Below are 25,868 nucleotides of genomic sequence, written 5' to 3' on the forward strand. Positions count from 1 at the left end.
CCCGACACGGCGTCCGTGTCCCGCCGGGCCGTGCGGCCGAGGAGAACCGCGGTCGTCCGACCACCGTTCGTGAGGTGGGCCCTACCGGGCTCGAACCGATGACATCCACGGTGTAAACGTGGCGCTCTACCAACTGAGCTAAAGGCCCTCGCACCGAGACGAGCCGGGCGAGCGACTACAGGTTAGCGGGTGGACGAACGGACCCGCGCCTCCTGCGGTCGTGATCGCGGTCGTCAGGCCGAGACGGGGACGAGGAGGTCGAGCGCGGCGCGGTAGTCGGCGAGCGAGCGCTCCTGGCCGGGCTCCGTGCCGAAGTGTTCGCGGATCACCCCGTCGACGTCGATCAGGAAGGTGGTGCGGGTCGCGAAACCCTTGTTCTCGAGGAAGACGCCGTACTCCTTCGAGACCTCGCCGTGCGGCCAGAAGTCCGCCAGCAGGGTGAATTCGTAGCCCTTCTCCTCGGCGAAGGCGCGCAGCGTGGCCTTGGAGTCGACGGAGACGACGAGCAACTCGACGCGGTGGTCCTGGAACATCGCGAGGTTGTCGCGGAGGGTGCAGAGCTCTTTCGTGCAGGTGCTGCTGAACGCCAGGGGGAAGAACACCAGCGCGACGGGCTTGACGCCCCGGAAGTCGCTCAACCGGACTCGCTCGCCGAACTGGTTCGGCAGGTCGAAGTCGGGAGCCTGGATGGCGTTCTCCAAAGCCATGGGTGCGTTCCTTTCGCGTCGACCCGGGCGGTCGGCGACTGACACGATCGCCGATCCTACGCCTCACTCGTCGGTTTCCACACGGTGGCGTGGCCGGACGTTCCCAGCGCGTGCCGAGCCTGTCCCGGTCCGGGCAACTAGAGTGGGCTGGTCAGGCGGAGTGCGTCTCGGAACCCGGGCACGACGGGCCTGACATCTGTTTGTCCACTCCACGCGGTGGCCCTCCAAGAGACGGCTGCTCCACACAGATGATTGAGGTCAAGGGTGACGGTTAACGATCAGGACCCGTACACGGTCGACAAGGCCGATCGCGATCCCGAAGAGACCGCCGAGTGGCGTGAGTCGCTCGACGCTCTCGTGAAGGCGCAGGGTCACGAACGTGCCCGCGAGATCATGAAGAGCCTGCTCACCCGGTCGAGCGAGCTGCACCTGGGCGTGCCGATGGTGCCGAAGACGGACTACGTCAACACCATCGCCCCCGAGGACGAGCCCGAGTTCCCCGGCGACGAAGACCTCGAGCGCCGCTACCGCAAGTGGGTCCGCTGGAACGCCGCCATCACGGTGCACCGCGCCCAGCGCCCCGGCGTCTCGGTGGGTGGCCACATCTCGACGTACGCCTCGTCGGCCGCCCTGTACGAGGTCGGCAACAACCACTTCTTCCGCGGTCAGGACCACTCCGGTGGCGGCGACCAGGTGTTCTTCCAGGGCCACGCCTCCCCCGGCATGTACGCCCGCGCCTACCTCGAGGGCCGGCTGGGCACGGACCAGCTCGACGGCTTCCGCCAAGAGAAGTCGCACGCCTCGGGCGGACTCAGCTCGTATCCGCACCCGCGCCTCATGCCCGACTTCTGGCAGTTCCCGACCGTGTCGATGGGCCTCGGTCCGATCAACGCGATCTACCAGGCGCAGGTCGCCAAGTACCTCACCAACCGTGGCATCAAGGACGCCAGCGACCAGCAGGTCTGGGCGTTCCTCGGCGACGGCGAGATGGACGAGGTCGAGAGCCGCGGTCAGCTGCAGGTGGCGGCCAACGAGGGCCTCGACAACCTGAACTTCGTCATCAACTGCAACCTGCAGCGCCTCGACGGTCCGGTCCGCGGCAACGGCAAGATCATCCAAGAACTCGAGTCGTTCTTCCGCGGCGCCGGCTGGAACGTCATCAAGGTCGTCTGGGGTCGCGAGTGGGACACCCTGCTCGCGAACGACTCGAGCGGCGCACTGCTCAACCTCATGAACACCACGCCCGACGGCGACTTCCAGACCTACAAGGCCGAGAGCGGCGGCTACGTCCGCGACAACTTCTTCGGTCGCGACCCACGCGCCCTCGAACTCGTCTCGGACTACTCGGACGACGACATCTGGAACCTCAAGCGCGGTGGCCACGACTACCGCAAGGTCTACGCCGCCTTCAAGGCCGCGACCGAGCACAAGGGCCAGCCCACGGTCATCCTCGCCAAGACGGTCAAGGGCTACGGCCTGGGGCCGTCCTTCGAGGGGCGCAACGCGACCCACCAGATGAAGAAGCTCACGCTCGACAACCTCAAGCAGTTCCGTGACGAGCTCCGCATCCCGATCAGCGACGCCCAGCTCGACGAGAACCCGTACCTGCCGCCGTACTACCACCCCGGTCAGGACGACGACGCGATCCAGTACATGCAGGAGCGTCGTCGTGCGCTCGGCGGCTACGTGCCCGAGCGCCGGACCAAGTACACCCAGATCGCGGTCCCCGAGGCGAAGACCTACGACGTCGTCAAGAAGGGGTCGGGCAAGCAGGAGGTCGCCACCACGATGGCCTTCGCGCGCCTCCTGAAGGACCTGCTGCGCTCGCCCGACTTCGGCCACCGCATCGTGCCGATCATCCCCGACGAGGCCCGCACCTTCGGCATGGACGCGTACTTCCCGACGTCCAAGATCTACAACCCGAACGGTCAGCACTACACCTCGGTCGACCGCGAACTTCTGCTCGCCTACAAGGAGAGCCCGCAGGGCCAGATCATCCACGTCGGCATCAACGAGGCCGGCGCGTTCGCGGCCTTCACCGCCGTCGGCACCTCGTACTCGACGCAGGGCGAACCGCTCATCCCGGTCTACGTCTTCTACTCGATGTTCGGGTTCCAGCGCACCGGCGACGCCATGTGGGCCGCCGGCGACCAGATGGCGCGCGGCTTCATCATCGGTGCCACCGCGGGTCGCACGACGCTGACCGGCGAGGGCCTCCAGCACGCCGACGGCCACTCCCTGCTGCTGGCGTCGACGAACCCCGCGGTCGTCTCGTACGACCCGGCGTTCGGCTACGAGCTCGGGCACATCGTCAAGTCGGGCATGGACCGCATGTACGGCACGGACGAGCACGGCAACGCGTCGCACTCCGACCCGAACGTCATGTACTACATCACCGTGTACAACGAGCCGATGGCCCAGCCCGTCGAACCCGAGGGCCTCGACGTGGACGGCGTGGTGCGCGGCATCTACAAGCTCAAGGACGCCGAGAACCTGGGTCCCCGCGCCCAGCTCCTGGCGTCCGGCGTCGGTGTGCCGTGGGCTCTCGAGGCGCAGCAGCTGCTCGCCGACGACTGGAACGTCGCGGCCGACGTCTGGAGCGTCACGAGCTGGAACGAACTGCGCCGCGACGGCCTGGCCGCCGAGGAGCACAACTTCCTGCACCCGAACGACGAGCCGAAGACGCCCTACGTCACCGAGAAGCTGAAGGACTCCGAGGGCCCCGTCATCGCCACGAGCGACTTCATGGCCGCCGTGCCCGACCAGATCCGCGAGTACGTGCCCGGCGACTACCTGACCCTCGGGGCCGACGGCTTCGGTTTCAGCGACACCCGGGCCGCCGCCCGCCGGTTCTTCAAGATCGACGGACCGTCGGTCGTCGTCCGCACCCTGCAGGCCCTGGCCCGTCGCGGCGAGGTCGACCCCGCTGTGGTCCAGCAGGCGATCGATCGTTACCAGCTGCACGACGTCACGGCCGGCACCAGCGGCACCGCCGGCGGGGAGGCCTGACGACCCCGTGAGCGCCGAGCGGGTGCCCGGATCGCCCCTGCAGCCGTCCGCGGCCACGAAAGAGCGCACGCTCGCGTGGCTGCGGACGGTCTCGGGTGAGCTGTCCACCGCGACCATCAAGCGCCTCGAAGAGACGCTGCCCTGGTACGGGGACATGCCCCCCGGGCGCCGCTCGGCGGTCGGGCTCGTCGCCCAGGCCGGCATCACCTCGTTCATCAGCTGGTTCGCCGACCCGCGATCCACCCCGTGGATCGCCGCCGACGTCTTCGGTTCGGCCCCCCGCGAGCTTCTCCGCTCGGTCAGCCTCACGCAGACCCTGCAGCTCATCCGCATCACCGTCGAGGTCGTGGAAGAACGCGTCAAGGACGGGGACGACTCCCTGCGCGAAGCGATCCTCCTGTACTCGCGCGAGATAGCCTTCGCCTCGGCGGACGTCTACGCGCGGGCCGCCGAAGCCCGAGGCCTCTGGGACGCCCGACTCGAGGCCCTGGTCGTCGACTCGATCCTGAGCGGCGAGTACGACGACGAGTTGCCCAGCCGCATCGCCGCGCTCGGATGGCACGGGCACGGTGAGGTCGCCGTCCTCGTCGGCACGGCTCCGCGGATGCTCGACGTCGACATGCTCCGACGCACGGCCCGGCACCGGGAGGCCGACGTGCTCATCGGCGTGCAGGGTAGCCGACTGGTGCTCGTCATCGGGCGGGCCGATCCGCTCGACGAGGGCAGCGCCTCCTCGACCCACCCCAGCTTCACCGAGATCGCGCGCGCGCTCGAACCCGGCTTCGGCGACGGGCACCTCGTGCTCGGCCACGAGGTGCCGAGCCTCGTCGACGCCTCGAAGAGCGCCAAGGCCGCCCTCGCCGGTTTCGCGGTCGCACGGGCCTGGCGCAACGCGCCCCGCCCCGTCCTCGCCGACGACCTCCTGCCCGAGCGCGCCCTCGCCGGAGACCCGGTCGCACGGTCGACCCTCGTCAACCGCATCTACAAGCCCCTCAAGACGCACTCGACCGAGTTGCTGACGACCTTGTGGTGCTACCTCGACAACGGGCGCTCGCTCGAGGCCACGGCACGCGAACTCTTCGTGCACCCGAACACCGTGCGGTATCGCCTGAAGCGCGTCACGGACGTGATCGGCTGGGATGCCACCGGCGCCCGTGAGGCGCTGATCCTCCAGTCGGCGCTCGTGCTCGGATCGATCGCCGACCCCGAGGGGTCAGGGGTCCGACGCAAGTGACCGTCGGGCTGCCCGCGAGGACGTCTGTGCGCTTCGACAACGTTCTCGCTCATCTTTGGTCGAGTTGCTACACCGCAGACCCCCGACTCGTTGGCATGATGGACCAGTGATCGTTGTCGTAGCGCCCGGTCAGGGCTCCCAAACTCCCGGTTTCCTCGACCCCTGGCTGGCAGACCCCGACCAGCGTGAGCTGCTGACGTCGCTCTCCGACGCGGCCGGCCTCGATCTCGTCGCCCACGGCACCACGTCCGACGCCGACACGATCCGCGACACCGCCGTGGCCCAGCCCCTCATCGTCGCGGCCGGCATCCTGACCGCCCGTGCCCTCTTCGGCCGTGTCGAGCGCTCCGCCGTCGCCGGCGTCGCGGGCCACTCGGTCGGCGAGTTCACCGCCGCGGCCGTCAGCGGCGTGCTGAGCGACCTCGACGCCGTAACGCTCGTCGCCGAACGGGGCCGGGCCATGGCCGACGCCGCCGCACTCGTCGAGACCGGCATGAGCGCCGTGCTCGGCGGTGACGAAGACGAACTGCTCGCCCGTCTCGACGCCCTCGGGCTCTTCCCCGCCAACTACAACGGTGGCGGCCAGATCGTCGTCGCCGGCGAGACCGCCGCACTCGCCGAGCTGGCGGCCGACCCGCCGGCCAAGAGCCGCGTCGTGCCCCTCCAGGTCGCCGGCGCCTTCCACACGCGATACATGCAGCCCGCCGTCGAGCGCCTCCGCTCCGCCGCCGCCTCGGTCACGGCCGCCGACCCCTCGACGACGCTCTGGACCAACCACGACGGCAGCACCGTCGACTCGGGCGCGCGCTTCGTCGAGCTGCTCGTCGGGCAGGTCTCGTCTCCCGTCCGATGGGATGCGACGATGCGGTCGTTCGCCGACGCCGGTGTGACGGGCATCGTCGAACTCGCCCCGGCCGGAGCCCTGACCGGCCTGGCCAAGCGCGCGCTGAGGGGTGTCCCCTCGGTCGCCGTCAAGACACCCGACGACCTGCAGGCCGCCGTCGACCTCATCGAGGGAGCAGCATGACCACCCCCCAGCTCAACCAGACCACCGGTGCGCAGTTCACCCGGATCTACGCACTCGGCGCCGCCCGCGGTGAGAACGTGGTCCCGAACGCCGACATCATCGAACCGATCAACTCCAGCGACGAGTGGATCCAGCAGCGCACCGGTGTGATCACCCGCCGACGGGCAGGCAAGGACGTCAAGGTCGTCGACCTCGCCGAGACCGCCGCCAACGAGGCCATCGCCAAGTCGGGCATCCGCCCCGACCAGATCGGCGCCGTCCTCGTGTCGACCATCGGTGCCGGCGTCGTGACCCCGTCGGTCGCCTCGCTGCTCGCCGAGCGCGTCGGTGCGAACCCGGCCGCCGCCTACGACATCTCGGCCGCCTGCGCCGGCTTCACGTACGGCATCGCGCAGGCCGACTCGTTCGTCAAGTCGGGCCTCGCCGAGTACGTCCTCGTCGTGGGTGCCGAGAAGCTCAGCGACGTCATCGACCCGACCGACCGCACGATCTCGTTCCTGCTCGCCGACGGAGCGGGTGCGGCCGTCGTCGGTCCGTCCGACACCGCGGGCATCGGCCCGACGGTCTGGGGCTCGGACGGCTCGAAGTGGGACGCCATCGGCATGACCAACACCATGACCGAGTACCGCGAGGGTGCCGGCGAGATCCCCTGGCCGACCCTCCGCCAAGAAGGTCAGACGGTCTTCCGCTGGGCCGTCTGGGAGATGGCCAAGGTCGCGAAAGAGGCCCTCGAACGCGCCGGCGTGACCGCCGACCAGCTGTCGGCCTTCGTGCCCCACCAGGCCAACATGCGCATCATCGACGAGTTCGCGAAGCAGCTCGGCCTGCCCGAGTCCGTCGTGATCGGTCGCGACATCGCGACCACCGGCAACACCTCGGCCGCCAGCATCCCGCTCGCGACCCACCGACTGCTCGACGAACACCCCGAACTCAGTGGCGGTCTCGCGCTGCAGATCGGTTTCGGTGCCGGACTCGTGTTCGGTGCCCAGGTGGTCGTGCTGCCCTAGCGCGCCGCTGCCCGCCCGACCGCGGGGCGCTGTATAGGCTTTACCCCGGTCACAACGACACCCCCTCAAGGAGACAACACCATGGCACTGTCCACCGAAGAAGTCCTCGCCGGCCTCGCCGAGCTCGTCAACGACGAGACCGGGATCGCCACCGACACCGTCGAGATGGACAAGTCGTTCACCGACGACCTCGACATCGACTCGATCTCCATGATGACCATCGTCGTCAACGCCGAAGAGAAGTTCGACGTCAAGATCCCCGACGAAGAGGTCAAGAACCTCAAGACCGTCGGCGACGCCGTCACGTACATCCACAAGGCGCAGAACTAAGACGTCGGCTGCCCGGTCGCCTTCACGGCGACCGGGCCCCGCCGCTGTGCCCTCGACGCCGTCGACCCCACGCCACCAGCCTCGGCTGCAGCCCGGGTCACGGCGTCGTCGTACATCGGCACAGCCCACCGACCGGCCCTCCCAGAAGGAACGTCAATGACCAAGAAGATCGTCGTCACCGGCCTCGGCGCCACGAGCCCGCTCGGTGGCACCGCCACCGAGAGCTGGCAGAACCTGCTCGCCGGCCAGTCGGGCATCACCACGCTCGAACAGGACTGGGTCGCCAAGTACGAGCTGCCCGTCACCTTCGCCGGCCAGGCACGCACCCCCTCGGCCGACGTGCTCGACCGCCGCGAGATCAAGCGCCTCGACCCGTCGAGCCAGTTCGCGCTCACCGCGGCCCGCGAGGCCTGGGCCGACGCCGGCTCGCCCGAGGTCGTCCCCGAACGCTTCATCGTCGACTGGGCCACCGGGATCGGCGGTGTCTGGACGCTGCTCGACGGGTGGGACACCCTGCGCGAGAAGGGCCCGCGACGCGTCCTGCCGATGACCGTCCCCATGCTCATGCCGAACGGTCCCGCCGCCGCCATCTCGATGAGCCTGGGTGCGCGCGCCGGAGCCCGCACGGTCGTGTCGGCCTGCGCCTCCAGCACCGAGTCGATCGCCATGGCCTACGAGCACCTGCAGTCCGGCCTCGCCGACATCGCCGTCGCCGGCGGTTCCGAGGCGGCCATCCACCCGATGCCCCTGGCCTCCTTCGCGGCCATGCAGGCCCTCTCGAAGCGCAACGACGACCCCGCCACCGCCTCGCGTCCCTACGACGTCACGCGCGACGGCTTCGTCCTCGCCGAAGGAGGCGCGGCGCTCGTCCTCGAGACCGAGGAGCACGCCCTGGCCCGCGGGGCCCGCATCTACGCCGAGCTCATCGGTGGTGCGGTCACCAGCGACTCGTACCACATCACCGCTCCCGACCCCGAGGGCACCGGCGCCGCCCGGGCCGTCATCGCGACGCTCGAGAACGCGGGGGTCGACCGCGACCAGGTCGTCCACGTCAACGCCCACGCGACGAGCACCCCGGTCGGCGACATCGCCGAGTACCACGCCATCAAGCGCGTCTTCGGCGACCACACCTCGAAGCTGATCGTCTCGGCGACCAAGGCGGCCACGGGCCACCTGCTCGGCGGCGCGGGCGGCATCGAGGCACTGTTCACGGTCAAGGCGCTGCACGAGCGCGTGGCGCCGCAGACGATCAACGTCACGCAGATGGACGACGAGATCGACATGGACGTCGTCGTCGGAGAACCGCGCCCCCTGCCCGAGGGCGAGATCGTGGCGATCAGCAACTCGTTCGGCTTCGGCGGCCACAACGCCGTCGTCGGGTTCCGCTCGGTCTGACCGAGGCGACCGACGCAGGAGGCGCGGGTGGCGTGATCACGCCACCCGCGCCTCCTGCGTCGTCACCCGGTGCGCCCGGGACGCCCCTCCCCGGGCAGGGCCGGGTCAGCTGACCTTGTGCAGCCAGACGACGGGGTTGCCTTCACCGCTGTAGCGGAACGGTTCGAGTTCGTCGTCCCAGGCCTGGCCGAGGGCGAGACGCAGCTCGCGGTGCAGCTCGAGGGTGTTCGACCCCGCGATCTCCATCGCGTAGCGGATGCGGTCCTCGGGGATGACCGTGTTGCCGGCGGTGTCGGTCTGGGCGAAGAACACGCCCAGGTCGGGAGAGTGCATCCAGCGCCCCCCGTCGTGGGTCTCGCCGGGGTCTTCGGTCACCTCGTAGCGGAGGTGCTCCCAGCCCCGCAGAGCAGAGGCGATGCGCGCGCCGGAACCCTCGTCACCCTGCCACGAGAACTCGGTGCGCTGGGCGCCGGGCAGCACGGGTTGGTCGACCCAGGCGAAGTTCACGCCGTGCCCGAGGGCACGACCGACGGCCCACTCGACGTGTGGGCACAGTGCACGAGGGGACGAGTGCACGTAGAGCACTCCCCGAGCGGTTGCAGCAGCCACGATTCCTCCATCTGGTTCAGGTGCGACTTCCCCATCGACCTGTCAGACGTGATTCGTGTGCGTTCTTCGATTGTGCGGGCCGGGACCCGGTGATGCGCGGGACGGTGCCCGTTCTGTGAATTATGACCGACCCGCCTGAGAAATCACAACTGTGTAACACCTGCGAATGGTGCGGCGTCTCGCACGGCCTGTCGGCTCACTTGGCCTGCGAGTAGTCGTCCACGACCGCGACCGTGACCGGGAAGGCCACCGGGGCGTCGCCGAAGAGCAGCCGGCCGGCCTCGACCGCGCTGTCGGCGACCAGCGCGGCGACCTCGTCGGCGGCGGCCGCGGGGGCGTGCACCACCACCTCGTCGTGCAGGAAGAACACGAAGTGGGGTGCCGGGACGCCGGTCCCCCAGCGCGCGTGCAGACGACGGCGCAGGGCGCCCATCCAGCAGAGGGCCCACTCCGCGGCGGTGCCCTGCACGACGAAGTTGCGCGTGAACCGACCCCACGAGCGTGCGTCGCGATCGGCCGGCCGCACGCCCATCTCGGGAGGCAGCGCGCCCACCCCGGCGCCCCCGGAGGCGTCCGGGTCGTCGGACGGCCGCGGTGAACTGCGGCCGAGCAGGGTGTCGACGACTCCCCCGGCCTCGCCCGTGCGTGCCGCCGTCTCGACGAGCGCCATGGCGTCGGGGAACCGCCGCGCCAGGCGGGGCACGAGACGACCGCTCTCGCCCTGGGTCGCGCCGTACATCGCGCCGAGCATCGCGACCTTGGCCTCGGCCCGCGTGGCGACGGCTCCGCTGGCGACGATGCCCTCGTACAGGTCGCCCGACCCGGCCCGGGCCATCGAGCGGTCGCCGGACAGGCCGGTCAGGATGCGCGGCTCGAGTTGCGAGGCGTCGGCGACCACGAGCTTCCAGCCCGGGTCGGCCACGACGGCCCCGCGGACCGCCCGGGGAAGCTGCAGCGCGCCTCCTCCGCTCGTGGCCCACCGGCCGGTCACGACGCCGCCCGGCACGTAGTCGGGACGGAAGCGCCCACCGTGCACCCAGGCGTCTAGCCAGGCCCAGCCGTTGGCGACGAGCAGCCGCTGCATCTTCTTGTAGCGGAGCAACGGCTCGATCACGGGATGCTCGTGCCGTTGCAGTTCCCACTGCCGCGTCGACTGCACGAGCACGCCCGCACGGTTGAGGGCCCTGATCAGCTCGGCGGGCGAGTCGGGGTTGAGATCGGGCGCGTCGAGCGCCTGCCGCACCTCGTCGAGGGCGTCGCGCATGCGGGCCGGTCGCTCCCCCGGGGCGGGCCTCGGCCCGAGGGCGGCGGTCAGCAGTTCGTCGTGCACCCGGGGCGACCACGGGATGCCCCGGTGGCGCATCTCGGCCGCGATCAACGCACCGGTGGACTCGGCGGCGACGAGCAGCTCGAGTCGACCCCGGGCAGGCGACGCCTCGACCGCCTCGCGCTGGGCGAGGAACTCGGCCGCCGGGTCGGGCAGCGACTCGGGGAGGACCTCGAAGAGTCCGTCGGACTCGCCCGGCGACGCCTGGGCGACGTCCCACGGCCCGGGAGCCGCACCTCCGAGGGGGAAGGCCGGCGCCGCCGTCGACCGTCGCAGGATCGCGTGCACGAGCCGGAGGTCGACGCACCGCGCCAGCGTGACCCCCGCGTCGAGGAGGCGCGGGTACCACCGCGGGGTGTCGTCCCAGACCCAGCGGGGCGAGGCCTCGCGCTCGAGGCCGGCCACGCGCGCCGGCAGGTCGGCCGCGGGGATGGTCTCCACGCCGACCGCCTCGAGCCGCCCCGACGCGTCGCGCTCGTACCGCGTCAGCTCGACGTCGCCGTCGGGCAGTCGACGCAGCAGGAAGAACACCGCCTGATCATCCCACCCGGCGCCGACACCGACGGGCCGTTCTCAGTGCAGCGGCTGCCCGGCGGCGTCGAGGACGTTCTTCTCGCCCGCCTCGATCGGCGAGGCGAACCGGTTCTGGGCCGGCGGGATCGGGCAGTTGAAGGCGTACGAGAAGGCGCAGGGCGGCAGGACGGCCCGGTTGAAGTCGAGCGTGATGGTGCCGTCGCCGTTCGGCACCGGGAAGAGGAACCGCCCGACCGAGTACGTGCTGTCGCCGTTGGTCGCGTCGCCGAAGACGAGCTGCAACCGGTCGCCGTCACCCGACGGGAACGCCGCGAGCTCGTGGTCGACCCCGTCGCGGGTGAAGCGGATGAGCCCGGGCAACGGCTTGGGCCGACTGAGCTCGACGTCAGCCTGGTGACGGATGTCGACCTGGGTGTCGGGCGCGGTGGGCACGAAGTCGGCCGTGACGACCCAGTCCGGGTCGAACGGGAAGGCGTCGATCGACCCGAAGCCCGTCACGGCGTCCGACGCGGAGTCCCAGACGCGGAGGGCGTACCCGGTGTGGTCGTCGTTCGCGATCACCGTGCCGGTCGTCGTCTCCGAGAACCGGAGGCTGCTCGGGACCAGCGCGTCGTCACCCGCCACGACGACGGTGCCGTCGACGAGGTCGCCGTCCACGTGGATGCCGTCCGCGGCGGCGGCCGTCAGCGCCAGTCCCGACACGCCCTGCGGGGTCGGCGCCCAGCGGCCCGGCACGCCCCAGACGGTCTGCTCGTGGTCGACCCACTGCGTGCCGGTCAGGGCGAGCGGACCCTGCGGCGACACCGCGCGGGTGCGGCGCAGGACGTGGAAGCGGTCGAGCTCGGCCTGCGCGGCCGCGTGCTCGGACGGGCGGGTGGTGTCGGCGGTGCTGTCGGTCATCGGTCCTCCTGGGGTCTGACGAGGGGCAACGCCGGGGAGGCGCGGTTCATGCCCCGACGGACGGGACGTGGTCGGGACCGGCACCGCGCCTCCTCGTCCGACGTCTCAGTCCTGCAGGTCGTCGCCGCCCACGGCGAGGCGCCGGAGCTGCTCGTCGAACGGGACGACCGCGGCGAACGGGTCGTCGAGCGCGCCCTCGTGCCGCGCCACGAGCTCGGCGAACTCCCCCGCGGCGCGCGTGACCCGCTCGGGCAGCGTCGTGGAGGTGCCGTCGCCCTCGCCCCAGTCCTCGGACGCCGCGAACACGGAGGTGGGCACGACGACGGCCTGGAGGTAGGCGAACAGGGGTCGCACCGCGTACTCGAGGGCCAACGAGTGGCGGGCCGTGCCGCCGGTCGCCCCGATCAGCACGGGCGTGCCGGTCAGCGCCTTGTGGTCCATCACGTCGACGAACGACTTGAACAGGCCGCTGTACGAGGACGAGAAGACGGGCGTGACCGCGATCACGCCGTCGGCACTCGTCACGTTCTCGAGCGCCTCGGCGAGGGCGGGAGGCGCGAAACCGGTCAGCATCGCGTCCGTCACCTCGTGCGCGAGGTCGCGCAGCTCGACGACCTCGACATCGACGAACGAGCCGCGGCCGACGAGGTCACGCGTGGTGGCCTCGACCAGCCGGTCGGCCAACAGACGGGTGGAGGACGGCTGGCCCAGCCCCGCGGACAGGGCGACGATCTTCTTGGTGCTCATGGCGCGCCTCCTGCGTGTCTCAGCGGGCGGACGACGCGGTGAGCGCGTCGTGCGCGGTGGGTGTGGCCGTGGACCGCGACGCCCGGGTCGCGGCCTCGACGAGCGAGGCATGCGTGGGGGCGTCGGGCACGTCGGCCGGACGGTTCGCGGCGAACTCGCGACGGAGGACCGGCACGACCTCGCTGCCGAGGATGTCGAGCTGCTCGAGGACCGTCTTCAGGGGCAGGCCGGCGTGGTCCATGAGGAAGAGCTGGCGCTGGTAGTCGCCGACGTAGTCGCGGAAGCCGAGGGTGCGGTCGATGACCTCCTGGGGGCTGCCGACGGTGAGCGGGGTCTGGCTCGTGAAGTCCTCCATCGAGGGACCGTGGCCGTAGACCGGGGCGTTGTCGAAGTAGGGACGGAAGGTGCGCTTGGCGTCCTGCGAGTTCTTCGCCAGGAAGACCTGACCGCCGAGACCGACGATCGCCTGGTCGGCACGCCCGTGCCCGTGGTGCTCGAAGCGGCTGCGGTAGAGCTCGACCATCTGCTTCGTGTGCGAGGCGGGCCAGAAGATGTGGTTGGCGAAGAAGCCGTCGCCGTAGTAGGCGGCCTGCTCGGCGATCTCGGGGCTGCGGATCGACCCGTGCCAGACGAAGGGCGCGACGCCGTCGAGGGGACGCGGGGTCGCCGTGAAGCCCTGCAGCGGCGTGCGGAAGTGGCCCTTCCAGTCGACGACGTCCTCGCGCCAGAGGCGGTGCAACAGGGCGTAGTTCTCGATCGCCAGGTTGATGCCCTGGCGGATGTCCTTGCCGAACCAGGGGTAGACCGGGCCCGTGTTGCCGCGACCGAGCGTGAGGTCGACCCGGCCACCGGCGAGGTGCTGGAGCATCGCGAAGTCCTCGGCGATCTTGACCGGGTCGTTCGTCGTGATGAGCGTCGTCGCCGTGCTGAGCACGATGCGCTCGGTCTGCGCGGCGATGTAGGCGAGGAGTGTCGTCGGGCTCGAGTTCACGAAGGGCGGGTTGTGGTGCTCGCCTGCGGCGTAGACGTCGAGGCCGACCTCCTCGGCCTTCTTCGCGATGGTGACCATCGCCTGGAGGCGCTCGCCCTCGGTCGGGGTGGCACCGGTGGTGGGGTCGGTCGTGATGTCGCCGACGCTGAAGATTCCGAACTGCATTGCTCCACCTTAGAACATCTGCATGCGTTTGCATGCACTTCGGTGAACCGCGGGGTGGGGCGTGGCATTCCCGGGGCGTGCGACGGCCGTCGGGAACGCGCAGCGGACAACCTGGCCTCGACCTCGACCTCCGTGCGCGACGTGGGACGTGGGACGTGCGACGTGTCGGCAACTCCGGACTCGTGCTCCACCCCGAACGCCCGGGCCCGGAAACACGGGGCCCGCGCCGACCGACGCAGCAGGGGGCAGGAGTTGCCGACCACGCGGCGGGGTGGCCGAAGTCACCACCGCGAGAAGTCATGCAGGAAGCGCGGCACACGCCGTAGCGGGCGGTGCGGAGGGGGTGGGGGGCGCCGGGGCGGGGTGAGGCGGTACGGCGGCGGGTCAGGCGAGGGGGGCGAGGCGCAGCCAGCGCTCCGCGACCTGGGCCTGCGAGACGGGCCCGTCGCCGTCGCGGTCGATCTGGGGCGAGTCGAACTCGACCCACCAGGTGCGGGCCGAGCCGCCGATGGCCGACACCCCCTGCCAGGCGCTGCCCCCGGCCCGGACCACGATGCCCGTCGGGCCGTACGGGAACGGCGTAGAAGGGTCCTCGTCCGAGTCGAGGACGTACACCTGGGCCCCCACGCCCATGCGCGCCGGGCCGGATCGCCCGGCGTCGTCGGAGGAGGCGCCGCCCCAGGCGTCGGGGTCGGGCTCCGGCTGTCGGGGCCGCTTGGTGAACATGGACGACATCGTGCCACGCACGACGGACGCCGGGCGACGACGCGGCCGCGCTCACAGCAGGCCCGGAGGCCGCGAACCGACCGGAACCGGGGCAGGCACCACCGGACACCACGAGTAGGGCGGACGGGACTTGAACCCGTGACCGATCGATTATGAGTCGACTGCTCTAACCGGCTGAGCTACCGCCCCTCGCGTCGGCCCACCGGTGCGAGCCGTGGCCGGCCGGGGCGGTGCCGCGGTCGACCGTCAGTGCGCGCGGTCGGACGCCGCGTCGGTGGAGGGGACCACCGGCTGACCACGATACAGGCTCTCGAACACGCTGAGCGTTCGCTCGATGTCGTGCCCCTCGATCATCTTCAGGCTGGCCCGGCGCATCGCGAGGTACTCGTCGTCGGGGGCGGTCAACACGGTCGTGAGCTTGTCGGCGAGGTCGCGGCTGTCGCCCGGGCGGAAGAGGTAGCCGTTCTGGCCCTCGTCGACCAGGTGCGGCAGGGCCATGGCGTCGGCCACGACGATGGGCAGCCCCGACGCCATCGCCTCGAGGCTGGCGATGCTCTGGAGTTCGGCGATCGACGGCATGGCGAAGACCGTCGACTCGGTCAGCGTGCGTCGCAACTCGTCGTCGGACAGGTACCCGGCGAAGGTGACGACGTCGGCGAGGCCGAGGTCGCGGCTGGTCGTCTGGAGCTGCTTGAAGAGGTCTCCGCCGCCCACGATCGTGAGCGTCGCGCCGAGGGTCGGGTCGAGCAGGGTCATCGCCTTGAGCAGCACGTCGATCTGCTTCTCGGCCGTGACCCGGCCGACGAACACGATGCGGTTCTCGGCCGGACGGGTGTCGAGGGCGGTGTAGTGCCCGGCCTCGATCCCGCAGGAGACGGCGAGCACGCCCGTGACCGCGACCGACTTCTCGAGGAACGTGGCCGCCTTCTGCGTGGGGGTCGTGATCGCCGCGGCCTTGTGGAACGTCTTGCTCGCGTCGTTCCAGGCCATCTGGGTCGCCTTGGCGCGCAGCCCCTTGGGCAGACCGGTGTGCTCGAGCAGGTTCTCGGGCATGAAGTGGTTCGTGGCGACGATCCGCACGCCCCGGCGTTCGGCGACCTGCGCGACGCCCCGGCCCATCACGATGTGCGACTGGATGTGGACGACGTCGGGGTGGATCTCGTCGAAGATCGCCTCGGCGTGCTCCTGCACGCGCCACGGGGTGGCGAAGCGCAGCCAGTCGTGCAGCGGCCACCGCGTCGAGTACAGCCGGTGGACGGTCAACGTCACGCCGCCGTGCTGCTCGAGGAAGGTGCCGTGGTGCCGGCTGGCCGCGGGCACCATGAGGTGCACGTCGTGGCCGCGCTGGGCGAGCCCCACGGCGAGCCGCTCCGTGAAGTTGGCGGCGCCGTTGACGTCGGGCGGGAAGGTGTCGCCCGCGATCAGGACGGTCAGACGGTCGGACGACCCCGAGGAGGCGCGGGTCGCGACGTCAGCCGACGTCGCGTCGTCGGGTCGGCCGGGTTCCGAGGGCGTCGGGGCAGGTGTCACGGGTCGTGGCGTCCTTCTCGTGCTCGGTGGGGTGTGCGGCGCATCGTGCCCGGACGATCGTCGACCGGCGGGCGAGACGACCCCACGCTAGCTCAGGCTCGGGTCTGGGGATGGTATTTGGCGAGTTGGAACACGCCGTAGACCGCGATGGCGGCCGCGACGACGAAGAAGACGCCGGCGATCGCGGGGGCGTTCTGCGCCTCGCCCAGGACGACGATGCCGATGCCGACCGCGATGAGCGGATCGACGACCGTGAGACCGGCGATGACGAGGTCGGGTGGGCCGGACGAGTAGGCGTTCTGCACGAAGTACCCGCCGAGCAGGCCTGCCGCGAGCAGGAACACGATGCACACGATCGTCAACCAGTCGAAGTTGCCGGCGAAGACCCGGTTGAGGACGACCTTGGCGAGGGTCGCGACGAAGCCGTAGAGCACGCCCGCCGCGATGATGTAGAACAGCGCGCTGCGACGGCGGCGCAACAGGGCGAAGGCGACACCCAGCACGGAGCCGACGACGGCGAGGATCACGAGGACCGTGACGAGCTGCCGCGTGGTGATCTCGGGCTCGATGGCCGTGAAGGCCGCCACGGTGACGAAGAGCCCGACGCCGCCGACGCAGAAGAGGATGGCCCGCTTGGCGCGCCGGTCGAGTCGTCGACCCGTCGAACGGGAGTTGAGGACCGCCGTGATGACGAGGGCGACCGCCCCGAGCGGCTGCACCACGAGGAGCGGGGCGATGCGCAGACTGGTCAGCTGGAAGAGGATCGCGAGGCCGAGCATCAGCGTGCCCAGCACCCACGAGGGGCGGCCCACGAGGGCGAGCACCTGGCGGACGTTCATGCCGCTCTTCGCCGCACCGATCCGTCGCTCGACCTTGGCGACGCCCTGGTGCTGGAGCTGGGCGCCGATCGAGAGGAACACCGCTCCGATCAGCGCGATCGGGATGCCGAGCGCCTGATAGGGGGTCAGGGATACCTGCTGGGTGAGCTCCCCGATGTCCGTCGTCACGGCGTCCACGCTAGCGCCGTGGCGCTGGATAGTCTGGACGAATGGCCGTTCGACCCATTTCCATCACGGGTGACCCCGTGCTCCACTCCCCCGCCTCCGAAGTGACCGTCGTCGACGACGACCTGCGCACCCTCGTCGCCGACATGTTCGAGACGATGGACGCCGCCCCGGGCGTCGGTCTGGCGGGCCCGCAGGTGGGCGTCGGCAAGCGCCTGTTCGTCTACTCGTGGACCGACGACGACGGCGAGCTGTGGCGCGGCGTGGCCATCAACCCGACGCTCTGGCAGAGTCCGCTCTCGATCGAGCCGCTCGACGACGACTCCGAGTCCGAGGGCTGCCTCTCGGTGCCCGGCGAGAGGTTCCCGTTGCGGCGTGCCGACGGCGTCGTGCTGCGGGCCACCGACCTCGAGGGCGACGCGGTCGAGATCGAGGCCTGGGGCTGGCTCGCCCGCGTCTTCCAGCACGAGTACGACCACCTCGACGGCATCCTGTACGCGGACCGGCTCGAGCATCCCTTCCACAAGGCGGCCGCGAAGGCGGTCCGCAAGAAGGGCTGGGGACAACCGGGCAGCACCTGGCTGCCGGGCGTCGACCACCTCGAGGACTGACGGCCGGCCCCGGCCGACCCCGAGACCGAGGAGGCGCGTCCTGCGAACCGCAGGACGCGCCTCCTTCTCGTTCGGGCCCGGAACGGAACGGCGAGAAAGGCCCAGGACGGACCGGGAAAGAGAAAAGGCCCAGAGGGTGGAGCCTCTGGGCCTTCGCTCCCCGAGTTGGACTCGAACCAACAACCTGCCGGTTAACAGCCGGCTGCTCTGCCAATTGAGCTATCGAGGAATGGCAACCGCCCCGGACTTTCGTCCGTGACAGCGGAGACAACACTAGCAAAGATCTGAGCCCCCGAGGGACCACGCCGACGACGCGGCGCGTCGCACGGCTCCGAGCGCCGCGTCAGTACCCGTCGTGCGGGTCGACCACGCCGACGAACTCCCCGTCGCCGAGGAAGGCCCGCACGTTGAGCCGGATGCGCTCGGCCAGCAGCGGGGCGGTCATCTCGGGGGTGTCCGCCTGGTGCGGCGTGACGACGACACGCGGCTCGCCGAAGAGCGGGTGCCCGTCGGGGAGCGGCTCGGGCGTGGTGACGTCGACCCCCGCGCCCCAGAGTCGCTCCGCCCTGACCGCCTCGACGAGGGCGTCCGTGTCGACCAGGCTGCCCCTCGCGACGTTCACGAGCACGGCCGTCGCCGGCAGAAGGGCGAGCCGACGCGCGTCGAGGAGGCCCGCCGTGCCGGGAGTCGCGGCGGCGGCGAGGACGAGGACGTCGGCCTCGGGCAACACCTCGTCGAGGCGCTCGACGGGGACGGTCCGGTCGGCCCCGGGCACGGGTTCGCTCGACCGGCGCACGATCGTCACCCGGACGTCGAACGGGGCCAGGAGGCGCATCAGCTCGATCGCGATGCCCCCCGCCCCGACGATGACGACGTGCCGTCCGTAGAGCGACCGGCCCTGTTGTTCGGTGGCCCAGGAGGTGGCGCGCACGCGCTGGGGAACGACCCTCAGCAGCGACAGCACGAGCATGAGGGCGTGCTCGGCGACGGGTTCGGCGAACGCCCCCTTGGCGCTCGTCCAGAGCGGCAGCGCGCGGTCGGCACGGGCCGCGATGACCTCGGAGAAGGCGTCGACCCCGGCGTAGGGCAGCTGGACCCACTCGATGCCCGGGTTCTCGTCCAGCGCGCGGGCCAGGCCGTCGGGGTCGCGGTACGAGAGCCAGACCAGGCCACGGGTCTCCGGGCCCAGGGGGACGACGTCCGCTCCCCCGGCCCGCACGGCGTCGACGAAGACCGGGGTGGGGCGGGGGGCCACCGAGACGGCGCCCGGGGTCGGGCGTCGACCCGGGGCGAGGACGGGGGCCGCGGTGACGACCGCGCGGTGGCCGCGCGCGCCTCCCGGGCTCGTCGCCCGGGCCGCATCCGAGACGGTCGAGCCCGTGGCCGGCTCGGCGGTCACGAGGGCCGGTCTCCGCGGAGGCCGGCGTCGGGGTCGAGCGGTCGCCCGGCCTCGCGCTCCTCCGGGCGGATGATGTCGATCGGGGTCGTCTGCGAGAGCACCTTGACGTAGGGGTCGATGCCGGTCCGGAGGACCTCGTCGATGTCGCCCAGTCCGACCAGACGGCCACCGCGCATGACGGCGACGCGGTCGGTGATCGCTCGCGCCTCGGCCACCGAGGAGGTGACGACGAGCGCCGAGAACTGACGCCCCTCGTGCAGGTTCCCGATGACGTCGAGGACGGCCTGGCGGACGAGCACGTCCACCCCCCGGGCGGGCTCGTCGGCGATCAGCAACGGGGGCTCGAGGACGAGGCTGCGGGCCAGGGCGACGCGTTGTCGCTGACCGGAACTGAGCTCCCAGGTCTGCTTGAGCATGGTGCCGAGCGGCAGGTGCACGCCGTCGACGAGCGTCGCGACGATGCGCCCGGCCTCGGTGCGGTCGAACTTGCGGTCGCGCTGGTAGATCGGCTCGGCGATGGCCTCGCCGACGGTCAGGTCGGGACTCAGCCGCTCGCCGTCGTCCTGCGCCAGGTAGCCGACCATGGCCGAGAGCCGGTCCCGGCGCCGGCCCGAGAGCTTGCCGACGTCCTGGCCGAAGACCCGTGCGGTCCCACCGACCAGACGCGGGCGCCCCTCGTCGACGCGGCCCGTGCCGGTCAGTCCGGCGAGGGCCATCGCGAGCGTCGACTTGCCCGAACCGCTCTCGCCGAGCACGGCGACGATCTCGCCCGGCTCGACCCGCAGGGTGACCCCGTCGACGGCACGCACGGCCGGATGGCCCGCCCGGGCGGGGTAGAGCAGCGACAGGTCGTCGGTGACGACCGGCTGGTCGAGGTCGAGCTCGCGACCCGGCACCGTCAGGCCGCCCCGACGGTGTCGGTTCCGCGCTCCGGGTCGCCCGCCGCCCGGCGGTCGAGTTCGGCCAACCGCTCGCGGCGGGACGCCTGCTCGATCGGATCGGGCACCGGCAGCGACGCCAGCAAGCGCTGCGTGTAGGGATGTTCGGGCGCGCCGAGGACCTGGTCGTTCGGTCCGCTCTCGATCAGGTCGCCGTGGAACAGCACGCCGATCCGGTCGGCCAGCATGTTGACGACCGCGAGGTCGTGGCTGATGAACAGGGCGGCGAAGCCCAGCTGCGACTGCAACTCGGTGAACAGCTCGAGCACCCGGGCCTGCACGGAGACGTCCAACGCGCTGGTGGGCTCGTCCGCGATCAACAGCGTCGGGTCGAGGGCGAGCGACCGGGCGAGGCTCGCCCGCTGACGCTGCCCACCGCTGAGCTCGTGGGGGTACCGGTCGGCGAACGACTTGGGCAGCTGGACCGCTTCGAGGAGTTCGTCGACGCGCGGACGGGCGGCCCGGGCGTCCTTCGCACGACCGTGCACGATGAGCGGCTCGGCCACGCACTCGGCGATCGTCAGCAACGGGTTGAAGCTCGACGCGGGGTCCTGGAAGACGAAGCCGATGTCGGCGCGCTTCGGCTTGAAGTCACGCTCGTGCACCCCGTTCATCTCGATGCCCAGCACCTCGAGCGACCCCCCGGTGACCTTCGTCAGCCCGGCGATGGCCCGTCCGATCGTCGTCTTGCCCGAACCGCTCTCGCCGACGAGGCCGAGGACCTCGCCGCGGGCGATGGTGAAGTCGACGCCCTTGACGGCCCGGAAGCCGCCGCGGCCGAGGCGCCCGGGGTACTCGATCTCGAGGCCCCGGGCACGCACGACGACCTCGCTGTCGGCGGGCTGCTCCTGCTGCGTGTGGCCACGGGCCTCGAGCTTCGGCACCGAGCCGAGCAGGCGCTTGGTGTAGTCGTCCTGCGGGTTCGCGAACAGCTCGACGGCCGGGGCCTGCTCGACGACCTTGCCGAGGTACATGACGGCGACGCGGTCGGCGAGGTCGGCGACGACGCCCATGTTGTGCGTGATCAGCACGATGGCCGTGCCGAACTCGTCCCGACAGCGGCGCAACAGGTCGAGGATCTCGGCCTGCACGGTCACGTCGAGGGCCGTGGTCGGCTCGTCCGCGACGATCACCGACGGGTCGAGCACGAGCGCCATCGCGATGACCACGCGCTGCTTCTGCCCGCCCGAGAACTGGTGCGGGTAGTAGTCGACGCGGGTCTCGGGGTCGGGGATGCCCACGCGACGCAGGATGTCGATCGCCTTGACCCGCGCCTCCTTGCGTCCGACCTTGCCGTGGGCCCGCAGGCCCTCGGCGATCTGCCAGCCCACCGTGTAGACGGGGTTGAGCGCGGTCGACGGCTCTTGGAAGACCATGGCGACGTCGGTGCCGCGGAGCTCGCGCACCTTCTTCGGGCCGACCTCGAGGACGTTCTGCCCCGAGAGCAGCACGGCACCGGTGGCGACCGCGGTCTCGGGCAACAGGCCGAGGATCGTCTTCGCCGTGACGGTCTTGCCGCTCCCCGACTCGCCGACGATCGCCAGCACCTCGCCGGCGCGGACGTCGAGCGTCACGCCCTGGACGGCCGCGACGTCGCCGCCGTCGGTCGCGAAGGTCACCTCGAGGTCGGTGATGCCGACGGCGACGGGGCGCTCGTCGCGCGGCGTCGCGGGTCGGCCGGTCGTGGTCGTGTCGGCGGTCATGCGGTCACCTCGTCGTGGGTCGTGGTCGGGGCCTGCTCGGTGCGTCGGGTGCCCTTGGTCTTGCGCTTCGCGCGACGGCGGGTCCGGAGGCGCGGGTCGGCCAGGTCGTTCAGGCTCTCGCCCATCAGCGTGATGCCGAGCACCATCAGCACGATCGCCGCACCGGGGAAGACGCCGGTCCACCAGATGCCGCTGGCGGTGTCGGAGAGGGCGCGGTTCAGGTCGTACCCCCACTCGGCCGCCGCGGTCGGGCCGATGCCGAACCCCAGGAAGCCGAGGGCCGCCAGGGTCAGGATCGCCTCGGACGCGTTGAGCGTGAGGATCAGGGGCAGGCTCCGCGTGGCGTTGCGGAGGACGTGTTTGAACATGATGCGGCCCGTGCTGCTGCCGTTGACCTTGGCCGACTCGACGAACGCCTCGGCCTTGAGCCTCGTGGCCTCGGCGCGGACGACGCGGAAGTACTGCGGGACGTACACGACAGTGATCGAGATGCCCGCCGAGACGATGCCGCCCCAGAGGCTCGACTGGCCCCCGCTGATGACGATCGAGACGACGATGGCGAGCAGCAGCGAGGGGAACGCGTAGACCGCGTCGGCGACGACGACGAGCACGCGGTCGAGCCACCCGCCGAGGTAGCCCGAGATCAGGCCGAGCGTCACGCCGATCGTGATGGACAGCACCACGGCCACGATGACGACGGCCACGGCGGTCCGGGTGCCCCACATGACGCGGCTGAACACGTCGTAGCCGCCGACAGTCGTCCCCCACAGGTGCTCGGCCGACGGTGGCGCCTGGCGCGGGAAGGCCTCGGTGGCACCACGCAGCTGGCCGAAGCCGTAGGGCGCGATGAGGGGGGCGAAGATCGCCAGCAGCACGAACACGGCGACGATGACGACGCCGGTCAGCAGCATGCCGCGCTGCAGCCCCACCGAACGGCGGATCTGGGCGACGACGGGGAGGCGCTTGTAGAGGGGTTCGCGGCGGTCGGCCGCGACGGTCGAATCGGTCATGGTCAGTACCTCACGCGGGGGTCGATCAGGGCGGCGATCACGTCGACCACGAAGTTGGTCACGGCGACGATGACGGCGAGCACGGCGACGATGCCTTGCACGGCGATGAAGTCGCGGGCCGACAGGTACTGCTGCAGCTGGAAGCCCAGCCCCCGCCAGCCGAAGGTGGTCTCGGTCAGCACCGAGCCGCCGAGCAGCATCGCGATCTGCAGCCCCATGACGGTGATGATCGGGATCAGGGCGGGCTTGAGCGCGTGGGCCCGGACGAGCCGGAACTCGCTGACGCCCCGCGACCGCGCCGCGTCGACGTACTCGGAACCGAGCGTGCCGATGACGTTGGTGCGCACCAGGCGCAGGAAGATGCCGGCGGTCAGCACGCCGAGCGCGAGGGCGGGCAGCACCGCGTGCGAGAGGACGTCCACGATGATCGTCGAGTTGCCGGTCCGCAGGGCGTCGACGATGTAGATGCCCGTGGGGTTGTCGATGCGCCCCAGGGCGATGGCGACCCGCGTGCTCGCACGACCACCGAGCGGGAGCCAGCCGAGCCAGACCGAGAAGGTGAGCTTGAGCAGCAGGCCCGCGAAGAAGACCGGGGTCGCGTAGGCGAGGATCGCCAGCACGCGCAGGATCGCGTCGGGCCAGCGGTCGCGCACGTACGCGGCGAGCATGCCGAGCGGGATGCCCAGCACGAGCGCGACGACCAGCGCGTAGAAGACCAGCTCGATCGTGGCGCTGCCGTACTGGAGCAGGATGCCGCTGATCTCGCGGTTGTCGGTCGCGGTGGTGCCGAAGTCGCCTCGGACGATCTGGCCGAGGTACTCGAGGTACTGCACGATCACGGGGCGGTCGTAGCCGGCGGCGGCGAGACGCTCCTGCAGCTGGGCCTCGGTGAGACGCCCGCCGACGGAGGCGGTGATCGGGTTGCCGACCACGCGCATCAGGAAGAACACGAGCGTGACGAGGATGAACACGGTGGGCACGATCAGGATCGCGCGGATCACGATGTAGCGTCCGAGGCCGCCGCCGCCGGAACTCCGGGACTTCCCGGGACTGGAGGTGGGCGGTGCCGTGAGGGAACCGTCGGTGATCAGGGTCACGTCGTTGGGCCTTTCGATGGTGTGGTGCCGGTCGCAGACCGGAGGGGGCGCCCCGCGGTGTCGCGGGTCGCCCCCTCGGCGTACGGCCGTGGTGCGGAGTCCCCCGACCCCGGAGGCCGACCGGCGGACCGGCGGGACTCAGGGGACGGGGAGGCGCGTCAGCGGCTCAGCGCACCGTAACGGAACTTGAACGACGCGTCGAGCGTGTCGTCCACGCCCTTCACGTCGGACTGCGAGACGACGACCTGCGTGCCCTGCAGCAGCGGCAGGGTCGGCAGGTCGGCCGCGACGGCGTCCTGGATGTCCCCGATGGTCGCCTCACGAGCCGAGGCGTCCTGCTCGCCGATCTCCTTCGTCAGCAGACCCTGGACGGTCGGGCTGTCGTAGTGGTTGCCGACGAAGTTGTCCGCGCTGAAGAACGGCGTCAGGTAGTTGTCGGCGTCCGAGAAGTCGGGGAACCAACCCAGCTGGTAGACGGGGTAGGCGTCCTCGCGGCGCTCGGTGCTGTAGGTGTCCCACAGGGTCGACTGGAGGTTGACGGTGAACAGGCCGCTCGCCTCGAGCTGCGACTTGATCAGCGCGTACTCCTCGTCGCTCGACGCACCGTAGTGGTCGGGGCTGTACTGCAGGTCGATCGACACGGGGGTGCTGACGCCGGCGGCCGACAGGGCCGCGGCGGCCTTGTCGACGTCCGGGCCGCCCTGGCCGTCGCCGTAGAGGCCCTCGAGGGGCGTCGTCGCACCGGTCAGGCCGTCGGGGACGACCGAGTAGAGCGGCGTGTAGGTGTCGTTGTAGACGTCCTTGGCCAGGGCGGCACGGTCGACCGTGTCGGCCACGGACTGACGCACGGCGAGGGCCTTGGCCGGGTCGGCGTCGGGCTGCGTGGCACCGTACGGCATGGTGTTGAAGTTGAACACCAGGTAGCGGATCTCGCCGCCGGGGCCGTTGTGCACGGTGAGCGCGTCGTCCTTGGCCAGGTCGGCCAGGTCGGTCGGGCTCAGGCTGCGGTTCGCGACGTCGACGTCGCCGTTCTGGACGGCGAGCTTGAGGTCGGTCTCTTCGGTGTAGTAGGTCGCCGTGACCGAGTCGGTCTTCGGGGCCCCGAGCACGCCGTCGTAGGCGTCGTTCGCCTCGTAGGCGATCGTCTCGTTCTGCGAGTAGTCGGTGATCGTGTACTGACCCGAGAAGGCGTTGCCCTTGACGATGTCGTCGGCGTCGGTGAGCCCGGTCGCCGAGAAGACGTCCTCGTCGACGATCGGGCCGGCGGGGCTCGAGAGCACCTGGGGCCAGGTCTGGTCGGCCGACTTGAGCGTGAAGACGACGGTCGTGTCGTCGGGCGCGTCGGTGCTGGCCAGGTTGCCGAGCAACGACGACGGGCCGTTGGGGTCGGCGATGGCCAGCTGGCGGTCGAAGCTGAACTTGACGTCGCTCGAGGTGAGCGCGTTGCCGTTCGCGAAGGTCAGTCCGTCCTTGAGCTTGACCGTGTACTCGGTCGGGCTGGTGAAGTCGGCGGACTCGGCCAGGTCGGGCTCGACGTCGGGGCTGCCGTACGGGGCGTTCGCCAGGAAGCCGAACACCTGGTTCTGGACGGCGAACGAGCCGTTGTCGTACGAACCGGCCGGGTCGAGCGACGTGATGACGTCGGTCGTGCCGATGCTGAGACCGTCGAGGGCGTCGGTCGCGTCACCACCGGAGGCGCAGCCCGAGAGGACGAGTGCGGTGGCAGCGGCGCCACCGACGACGGCGATGGCGCGTCGGGCGAGCGTGGAGTCGGATGTCATATCCGGTTACCTCTTTCTCTGTGTGCAAGGGGCCCCGGGCCGTGCTGTGGACGCGGCCGTTTCAGGGAACGTCCATTGGTAACACAC

General features: G+C 70.8%; 22 protein-coding genes and 3 tRNA genes. 7 read left to right on the forward strand and 18 right to left on the reverse strand.

Translation table 11 applies throughout. The features are described from left to right. Positions 1 to 75: 75 nt before the first annotated feature. Both QRN23_RS10835 and QRN23_RS10840 read right to left on the reverse strand, forming a co-directional pair. Positions 76 to 148, reverse strand: a tRNA-Val gene (locus QRN23_RS10835). Between the two features lie 85 nt (positions 149 to 233). Further along, positions 234 to 707 carry a peroxiredoxin gene (locus QRN23_RS10840; protein WP_159826459.1) on the reverse strand — a complete coding sequence of 158 codons (474 nt, stop codon included), beginning with the start codon at positions 705 to 707 and terminating at the stop codon, positions 234 to 236. A gap of 264 nt (positions 708 to 971) precedes the next feature. Here QRN23_RS10840 and aceE point away from each other — a divergent pair, with 264 nt between their 5' ends. From aceE to QRN23_RS10870, 6 genes are all read left to right on the forward strand, one after another. After that, a complete protein-coding gene (gene aceE, locus QRN23_RS10845; protein ID WP_123570161.1) occupies positions 972 to 3,716 on the forward strand; it encodes a pyruvate dehydrogenase (acetyl-transferring), homodimeric type in 2,745 nt (914 codons plus the stop codon). A 7-nt stretch (positions 3,717 to 3,723) separates the two neighbouring features. Continuing rightward, a complete protein-coding gene (locus QRN23_RS10850; RefSeq protein WP_233568329.1) occupies positions 3,724 to 4,950 on the forward strand; it encodes a PucR family transcriptional regulator in 1,227 nt (408 codons plus the stop codon). A gap of 106 nt (positions 4,951 to 5,056) precedes the next feature. Then, positions 5,057 to 5,977, forward strand: coding sequence for an ACP S-malonyltransferase (locus tag QRN23_RS10855; protein WP_159826455.1), 921 nt, complete (start codon positions 5,057 to 5,059; stop codon positions 5,975 to 5,977). After that, entirely contained in the window at positions 5,974 to 6,984 is a 1,011-nt protein-coding gene (locus QRN23_RS10860; protein WP_123570163.1) for a beta-ketoacyl-ACP synthase III, read from the forward strand. Before QRN23_RS10855 ends, QRN23_RS10860 begins: the two co-directional genes overlap by 4 nt. A gap of 81 nt (positions 6,985 to 7,065) precedes the next feature. After that, the gene (locus tag QRN23_RS10865) at positions 7,066 to 7,314 is read left to right on the forward strand and encodes an acyl carrier protein (RefSeq protein WP_043592609.1); all 249 of its coding nucleotides are present in this window, start codon (positions 7,066 to 7,068) and stop codon (positions 7,312 to 7,314) included. A 156-nt stretch (positions 7,315 to 7,470) separates the two neighbouring features. Further along, positions 7,471 to 8,709, forward strand: coding sequence for a beta-ketoacyl-[acyl-carrier-protein] synthase family protein (locus QRN23_RS10870; RefSeq protein WP_055972470.1), 1,239 nt, complete (start codon positions 7,471 to 7,473; stop codon positions 8,707 to 8,709). A gap of 105 nt (positions 8,710 to 8,814) precedes the next feature. Here the strand turns inward: QRN23_RS10870 and QRN23_RS10875 are convergent, their stop codons facing one another. The 9 genes from QRN23_RS10875 to QRN23_RS10915 all read right to left on the reverse strand — a co-directional run bounded on the left by QRN23_RS10875 (position 8,815) and on the right by QRN23_RS10915 (position 17,245). Further along, complete coding sequence (locus QRN23_RS10875) at positions 8,815 to 9,318, reverse strand: DUF3145 domain-containing protein (RefSeq protein ID WP_056045587.1); 504 nt, start codon at positions 9,316 to 9,318, stop codon at positions 8,815 to 8,817. Positions 9,319 to 9,514: 196 nt separating this feature from the next. Next, complete coding sequence (locus QRN23_RS10880; protein WP_350224700.1) at positions 9,515 to 11,176, reverse strand: bifunctional 3'-5' exonuclease/DNA polymerase; 1,662 nt, start codon at positions 11,174 to 11,176, stop codon at positions 9,515 to 9,517. Positions 11,177 to 11,218: 42 nt separating this feature from the next. Then, positions 11,219 to 12,079: a DUF1684 domain-containing protein gene (locus QRN23_RS10885; RefSeq protein ID WP_285063546.1), complete on the reverse strand. Its 861-nt coding sequence runs from the start codon at positions 12,077 to 12,079 to the stop codon at positions 11,219 to 11,221. Between the two features lie 105 nt (positions 12,080 to 12,184). After that, positions 12,185 to 12,826: an FMN reductase gene (locus QRN23_RS10890; RefSeq protein ID WP_285063547.1), complete on the reverse strand. Its 642-nt coding sequence runs from the start codon at positions 12,824 to 12,826 to the stop codon at positions 12,185 to 12,187. 19 nt (positions 12,827 to 12,845) lie between these two features. Next, entirely contained in the window at positions 12,846 to 13,982 is a 1,137-nt protein-coding gene (locus QRN23_RS10895) for an LLM class flavin-dependent oxidoreductase (RefSeq protein ID WP_056045601.1), read from the reverse strand. A gap of 384 nt (positions 13,983 to 14,366) precedes the next feature. Further along, complete coding sequence (locus QRN23_RS10900; protein WP_148053615.1) at positions 14,367 to 14,708, reverse strand: hypothetical protein; 342 nt, start codon at positions 14,706 to 14,708, stop codon at positions 14,367 to 14,369. A 115-nt stretch (positions 14,709 to 14,823) separates the two neighbouring features. Beyond that, positions 14,824 to 14,897: transfer RNA gene (locus QRN23_RS10905), tRNA-Ile, on the reverse strand. Between the two features lie 57 nt (positions 14,898 to 14,954). Beyond that, complete coding sequence (locus QRN23_RS10910) at positions 14,955 to 16,238, reverse strand: glycosyltransferase (protein WP_324289741.1); 1,284 nt, start codon at positions 16,236 to 16,238, stop codon at positions 14,955 to 14,957. A 92-nt stretch (positions 16,239 to 16,330) separates the two neighbouring features. After that, a complete protein-coding gene (locus QRN23_RS10915) occupies positions 16,331 to 17,245 on the reverse strand; it encodes a DMT family transporter (RefSeq protein WP_123570787.1) in 915 nt (304 codons plus the stop codon). Between the two features lie 41 nt (positions 17,246 to 17,286). Between QRN23_RS10915 and def the strand changes: the two genes are divergently transcribed. Then, positions 17,287 to 17,853 (forward strand): peptide deformylase, encoded by a 567-nt coding sequence (def, locus tag QRN23_RS10920; RefSeq protein WP_192123500.1) that lies wholly within the window; start codon positions 17,287 to 17,289, stop codon positions 17,851 to 17,853. Between the two features lie 156 nt (positions 17,854 to 18,009). Here def and QRN23_RS10925 read toward each other — a convergent pair. The 7 genes from QRN23_RS10925 to QRN23_RS10955 all read right to left on the reverse strand — a co-directional run bounded on the left by QRN23_RS10925 (position 18,010) and on the right by QRN23_RS10955 (position 25,781). After that, positions 18,010 to 18,082: transfer RNA gene (locus QRN23_RS10925), tRNA-Asn, on the reverse strand. 114 nt (positions 18,083 to 18,196) lie between these two features. Next, positions 18,197 to 19,252, reverse strand: a complete 1,056-nt coding sequence (locus QRN23_RS10930) for an NAD(P)-dependent oxidoreductase (RefSeq protein ID WP_350224701.1) — start codon at positions 19,250 to 19,252, stop codon at positions 18,197 to 18,199. Next, positions 19,249 to 20,148 (reverse strand): ATP-binding cassette domain-containing protein, encoded by a 900-nt coding sequence (locus tag QRN23_RS10935; protein ID WP_157485310.1) that lies wholly within the window; start codon positions 20,146 to 20,148, stop codon positions 19,249 to 19,251. Before QRN23_RS10935 ends, QRN23_RS10930 begins: the two co-directional genes overlap by 4 nt. Before the next feature lie 2 nt (positions 20,149 to 20,150). Continuing rightward, on the reverse strand, positions 20,151 to 21,893 hold the full coding sequence (locus QRN23_RS10940) for a dipeptide ABC transporter ATP-binding protein (protein ID WP_082460242.1): 1,743 nt from the start codon (positions 21,891 to 21,893) through the stop codon (positions 20,151 to 20,153). Continuing rightward, a complete protein-coding gene (locus tag QRN23_RS10945) occupies positions 21,890 to 22,903 on the reverse strand; it encodes an ABC transporter permease (protein ID WP_056045614.1) in 1,014 nt (337 codons plus the stop codon). Before QRN23_RS10945 ends, QRN23_RS10940 begins: the two co-directional genes overlap by 4 nt. Positions 22,904 to 22,905: 2 nt before the next feature. Further along, positions 22,906 to 24,000 (reverse strand): ABC transporter permease, encoded by a 1,095-nt coding sequence (locus QRN23_RS10950; RefSeq protein WP_285063548.1) that lies wholly within the window; start codon positions 23,998 to 24,000, stop codon positions 22,906 to 22,908. A gap of 158 nt (positions 24,001 to 24,158) precedes the next feature. Further along, positions 24,159 to 25,781: an ABC transporter substrate-binding protein gene (locus QRN23_RS10955; protein ID WP_285063549.1), complete on the reverse strand. Its 1,623-nt coding sequence runs from the start codon at positions 25,779 to 25,781 to the stop codon at positions 24,159 to 24,161. Positions 25,782 to 25,868 lie beyond the last annotated feature (87 nt).

The organism is Frigoribacterium sp. ME-P-080 (assembly GCF_030209595.1).
Classification (GTDB): Bacteria; Actinomycetota; Actinomycetes; order Actinomycetales; family Microbacteriaceae; genus Frigoribacterium.

Bases quoted from the DNA above. Each gene is read 5' to 3' on its own strand.
- QRN23_RS10860 (WP_123570163.1), top strand. From the start codon at position 5,974: ATGACCACCCCCCAGCTCAACCAGACCACCGGTGCGCAGTTCACCCGG.
- QRN23_RS10865 (WP_043592609.1), top strand. From the start codon at position 7,066: ATGGCACTGTCCACCGAAGAAGTCCTCGCCGGCCTCGCCGAGCTCGTC.
- QRN23_RS10890 (WP_285063547.1), bottom strand. From the start codon at position 12,826: ATGAGCACCAAGAAGATCGTCGCCCTGTCCGCGGGGCTGGGCCAGCCG.
- QRN23_RS10840 (WP_159826459.1), bottom strand. From the start codon at position 707: ATGGCTTTGGAGAACGCCATCCAGGCTCCCGACTTCGACCTGCCGAAC.
- QRN23_RS10955 (WP_285063549.1), bottom strand. From the start codon at position 25,781: ATGACATCCGACTCCACGCTCGCCCGACGCGCCATCGCCGTCGTCGGT.
- QRN23_RS10885 (WP_285063546.1), bottom strand. From the start codon at position 12,079: ATGACCGACAGCACCGCCGACACCACCCGCCCGTCCGAGCACGCGGCC.
- QRN23_RS10870 (WP_055972470.1), top strand. From the start codon at position 7,471: ATGACCAAGAAGATCGTCGTCACCGGCCTCGGCGCCACGAGCCCGCTC.
- def (WP_192123500.1), top strand. From the start codon at position 17,287: ATGGCCGTTCGACCCATTTCCATCACGGGTGACCCCGTGCTCCACTCC.
- QRN23_RS10945 (WP_056045614.1), bottom strand. From the start codon at position 22,903: ATGACCGATTCGACCGTCGCGGCCGACCGCCGCGAACCCCTCTACAAG.
- QRN23_RS10895 (WP_056045601.1), bottom strand. From the start codon at position 13,982: ATGCAGTTCGGAATCTTCAGCGTCGGCGACATCACGACCGACCCCACC.
- QRN23_RS10900 (WP_148053615.1), bottom strand. From the start codon at position 14,708: ATGTTCACCAAGCGGCCCCGACAGCCGGAGCCCGACCCCGACGCCTGG.
- QRN23_RS10940 (WP_082460242.1), bottom strand. From the start codon at position 21,893: ATGACCGCCGACACGACCACGACCGGCCGACCCGCGACGCCGCGCGAC.